Source organism: Velocimicrobium porci, from assembly GCF_009696045.1.
GTDB lineage: Bacteria > Bacillota > Clostridia > Lachnospirales > Lachnospiraceae > Velocimicrobium > Velocimicrobium porci.
This window is the reverse complement of the sequence record NZ_VUMT01000050.1, coordinates 1-4024: the sequence shown is the minus strand read 5'-3', so window position 1 is coordinate 4024 and position 4024 is coordinate 1. Positions and strand designations below refer to the sequence as shown.

Genomic DNA, 4024 nt, shown 5'->3' with positions numbered 1-4024 from the left:
AAGATAAATAGCACAAAAACAAAAATATAGTACATATCGATGCAAACGAGCAAACAGCCACAGAGCCTATGAACACAGGCTTTGCGGCTGTTTTGTCTTTTGTTAACTGTCAAAGATGGGATTATATGATATATAATAAGATATGTCAAGAAAAAAATTAGAAAAGAACAAAATACAGACAAAAAACAAAAAAAATGGGGATTGATAGGAAAGAAAATAGATTGTATAATAAAGTCAGAAAATAGTTACAGTTTCAGAAAAAAAGAAATATTGGCTGAAAATATGAAAAATTGACAATAACGTAAAAATTGTCTTTTGCCAAGCAAGACAGGGAGATAGACGACACATAAGATATGGAGGAATTGTTATGAAAATGAAAAAAATAAGTACAAAAATGTTATGCGTTTTAATTCCAACGATTATTCTTGTTATGGGTGCATTCGTAGTATTAACTCTGATTAGTATTGATCGAGTTATAAATGAACAAGTACAAGAAAAAATGAATACGGAAATGCTGGCAGAAAAAACACAGATGTCAGAGCAATTTTCTACTGTGGAGTGGATGGCAGGAACACTGGCCAAGACTGTGTCTAATAGTTATAAAACGACAAGCTTAAAACAATATGAAAAAATGCTCGACAGTATGATTAGCGATAATGACATGGTATTAGGAAGTGGTTTATGGTTCGAGCCTTATGTATATAATAAAAAGGAAAAATATATAGGACCATATGTGTATAAAGATGGAGATAAAAATGCAGTAACTTATGACTATAGTAACAGTGATTATGATTATTTCAGCCAAGATTACTACATAAAAGGAAAAGAATGTGAGAAGCTGGCATTTATAACAGACCCTTATTATGATGAAACTTTAGATACGGTTATGGCAACTTGTGTTTCACCGATGAAGACCGAAACTGGAAAGTTTATAGGTGTTGTTACTGTTGATATTGAACTGACTCAGATTCAGGAAAGTGTAAATCAGGTAAAAATAGGAACAACAGGTTCTGCAATGCTTCTTAATAGAGAAGGACAATATTTAAGTTGTAAAGACAGCAGTAAAATTATGAAAACTTCTATTCAGGAAGATTCCAATGCCTCTCTCGCAGAGTTGGGAAAAGCAGCAATTGAAAAAAAGGATGGGAATGGAACATATACAGAGGATGGAAAAGAATATGTTGTGTATTACAGTAATTGGGAAAAATTAGGATGGACAATATTACTTCAGATTCAAAAGGATGAATTAAGAGGGTCAATAACGAGAGCGATACGGTTTTTAATTGCAATTGCAGTTGCGGGGCTTGCTGTTTGCACATTTGTTATTTTATGGCAAGTACAAAAAATTTCAAAACAGATAAAAAATGTCCAACAGTTTGCAATTTCGCTTTCAGCCGGTGATTTTACGATAGAAGAATTACAGGTTCGCTCCGCGGATGAGCTTGGTGTCATGGGGAATTCTTTAAATACGATGTATTCGAATAATAAAACAGTCATTCAAAAAATATCGAATCATGCAGAAAGTTTAGATAAAGAAAGCAACCAGTTGAGTGTTTCTTCAGGCGAATTAAAATCTCAGTTTGACAGTGTTGAACAGATTATGAGAGATGTAAATGAGGATATGTTATCGAACAGCGCAGCAACGGAAGAAGTTAATGCGTCGGTGGAAGAGGCAAATGCATCGATTAATCTGTTAACAGAAGAAACCGTTCAGAGTACGAAAATGGTTGATGAGATTAAGAAGCGTGCAAAGAGAATTGAGGAAAAGAGTAATAATTCCTGTCAACGTGCCGATGAATTAACGAAGATATATGAAACTAACCTTTATCAAAGTATAGAAAATGCAAAAATTGTAGATTCGATTGGAGAATTGGCAGAAGTGATTTCGAGTATTGCAGAGCAGATTAATTTGTTGTCCCTGAATGCTTCGATAGAAGCTGCAAGAGCAGGTGAACAGGGAAAGGGATTTGCAGTAGTTGCTAGTGAAATCGGCAAATTGGCAAATGACACTTCTTCCACAGTAAATCAGATAAAAGATACAATTACAAAGGTCCAGGAATCCTTTAGCGGTTTAACAAATGATTCAAAGGAAATGCTTGCATTTGTATCAGAAACAGTAGCTCCAGACTACAAAGAATTTTTGGAAGTAGCTCAGCAATATGGCAGTGATGCGGAACAGATTGAGGAAATCTCAACTCAAATTGCTAAAATGACAAAGGATATTGAAATAATTGTAAATGAAGTAAGTCAGGCAATTGAGAATATAGCGGTTTCGTCTCAGAATACAGCTCAAAATAGCATACACGTAATGGATGCAGTTAACAAAGCATCAGATATAATTGAAAGTGTATCAAAAATGTCGGAACATCAGGCTGACATTTCACTTGAATTAAATGAAGTAGTTAGTAATTTTAAATTATAAGTTAAACAGGAGCAATTAAAAAACTGGCATTGTTACAATATACCGAACTGGATATTGTAACAATGCCAGTTTTGCTTATAATATGATTTAACTACAACAAAAAACATATTATAAGTGAGGAGAAAGTTATGGAAGAAAATCGTTATCAACTAAATAAAGAATTGGCACAGATGTTAAAAGGCGGAGTTATTATGGATGTAACAACACCAGAGCAGGCAAGAATTGCAGAAGAGGCAGGTGCATGTGCGGTTATGGCATTAGAAAGAATTCCGGCAGATATCAGAGCAGCTGGTGGAGTGTCAAGAATGAGTGACCCGAAAATGATTAAAGGAATTCAAGAAGCGGTATCTATTCCAGTTATGGCAAAATGCAGAATCGGACATTTTGTGGAGGCACAGATACTTGAGGCAATTGAAATTGATTATATTGATGAAAGTGAAGTGTTATCACCTGCAGATGATGTATTTCATATTGATAAAACCCAATTTAAAGTACCATTTGTATGTGGAGCAAAGGACTTAGGAGAAGCATTAAGAAGAATTAGCGAAGGGGCGGCAATGATTCGAACAAAAGGAGAACCGGGGACAGGAGATGTTGTACAGGCGGTTCGGCATATGAGAAAGATGAATCAGGAAATTAGAAAATTGATTTCTATGAGAGAAGACGAATTATTTGAGGCTGCAAAACAGTTACAAGTGCCTTATGAGTTGGTGAAATATGTACATGAAAATGGTCGTCTGCCAGTTGTTAATTTTGCCGCAGGAGGTGTTGCGACACCGGCGGATGCTGCACTAATGATGCAACTGGGCGCGGAAGGCGTCTTTGTAGGTTCTGGAATATTTAAGTCCGGCAATCCTAAAAAACGTGCCGAGGCAATCGTAAAGGCAGTTACGAATTATGAAGATAAAGAAATGCTTGCACGATTATCAGAAGACTTAGGTGAGGCTATGGTTGGAATTAATGAACAAGAGATACAATTAATAATGGCAGAACGAGGAAAATAGTATGAGAATAGGAATATTGGCAGTACAAGGAGCATTTAAAGAGCATGCAAATATATTAGAAAAGCTTTCTGTGGAATCGTTTGAAATTCGAAAAAGACAAGATATTGAAAGAGATTGCGATGGTATCATACTACCCGGAGGAGAAAGCACTGTAATGGGAAAGTTAATAAAAGAGCTTGAAATCTTTGATGTGTTAAAAGAAAAAATAGAAAATAAGATTCCTGTATTTGGAACTTGCGCAGGAATGATACTTCTTGCATCACAGATTGAAGATAGCAAAACAGTTCATTTTGGAACACTTCCGGTAATCGTAAAAAGAAATGCTTATGGAAGACAGCTTGGAAGCTTTCGAACAGAACAAAAGATGGAAAATATCGGTGTAATTCCAATGGAATTTATAAGAGCTCCTTATGTAAAAGAAGTAAAAGACGGAGTAAAAGTTCTTGCAACTGTAGAACGTCACATTGTTGCAGTACAGTACGAAAACCAGCTTGCAACAGCATTTCATCCTGAACTTACAGGAAATACAAGCGTTCATGAATATTTTCTTGAAATAATAAAAAAGAGAAATAAGTTCATTAACAAGATATAAATAATA

3 protein-coding genes are annotated in these 4024 nt (G+C 35.2%); all 3 read left to right on the top strand.

All coding sequences use genetic code 11. The annotated features are described in order from the left end of the window. Positions 1-367 precede the first annotated feature (367 nt). The 3 genes from FYJ58_RS14400 to pdxT all read left to right on the top strand — a co-directional run bounded on the left by FYJ58_RS14400 (position 368) and on the right by pdxT (position 4018). Entirely contained in the window at positions 368-2422 is a 2055-nt protein-coding gene (locus FYJ58_RS14400; protein WP_154520372.1) for a methyl-accepting chemotaxis protein, read from the top strand. A 128-nt stretch (positions 2423-2550) separates the two neighbouring features. Continuing rightward, positions 2551-3426: a pyridoxal 5'-phosphate synthase lyase subunit PdxS gene (pdxS, locus tag FYJ58_RS14395; protein ID WP_154520371.1), complete on the top strand. Its 876-nt coding sequence runs from the start codon at positions 2551-2553 to the stop codon at positions 3424-3426. Position 3427: 1 nt separating this feature from the next. Further along, positions 3428-4018, top strand: coding sequence for a pyridoxal 5'-phosphate synthase glutaminase subunit PdxT (pdxT, locus tag FYJ58_RS14390; protein ID WP_154520370.1), 591 nt, complete (start codon positions 3428-3430; stop codon positions 4016-4018). Positions 4019-4024 lie beyond the last annotated feature (6 nt).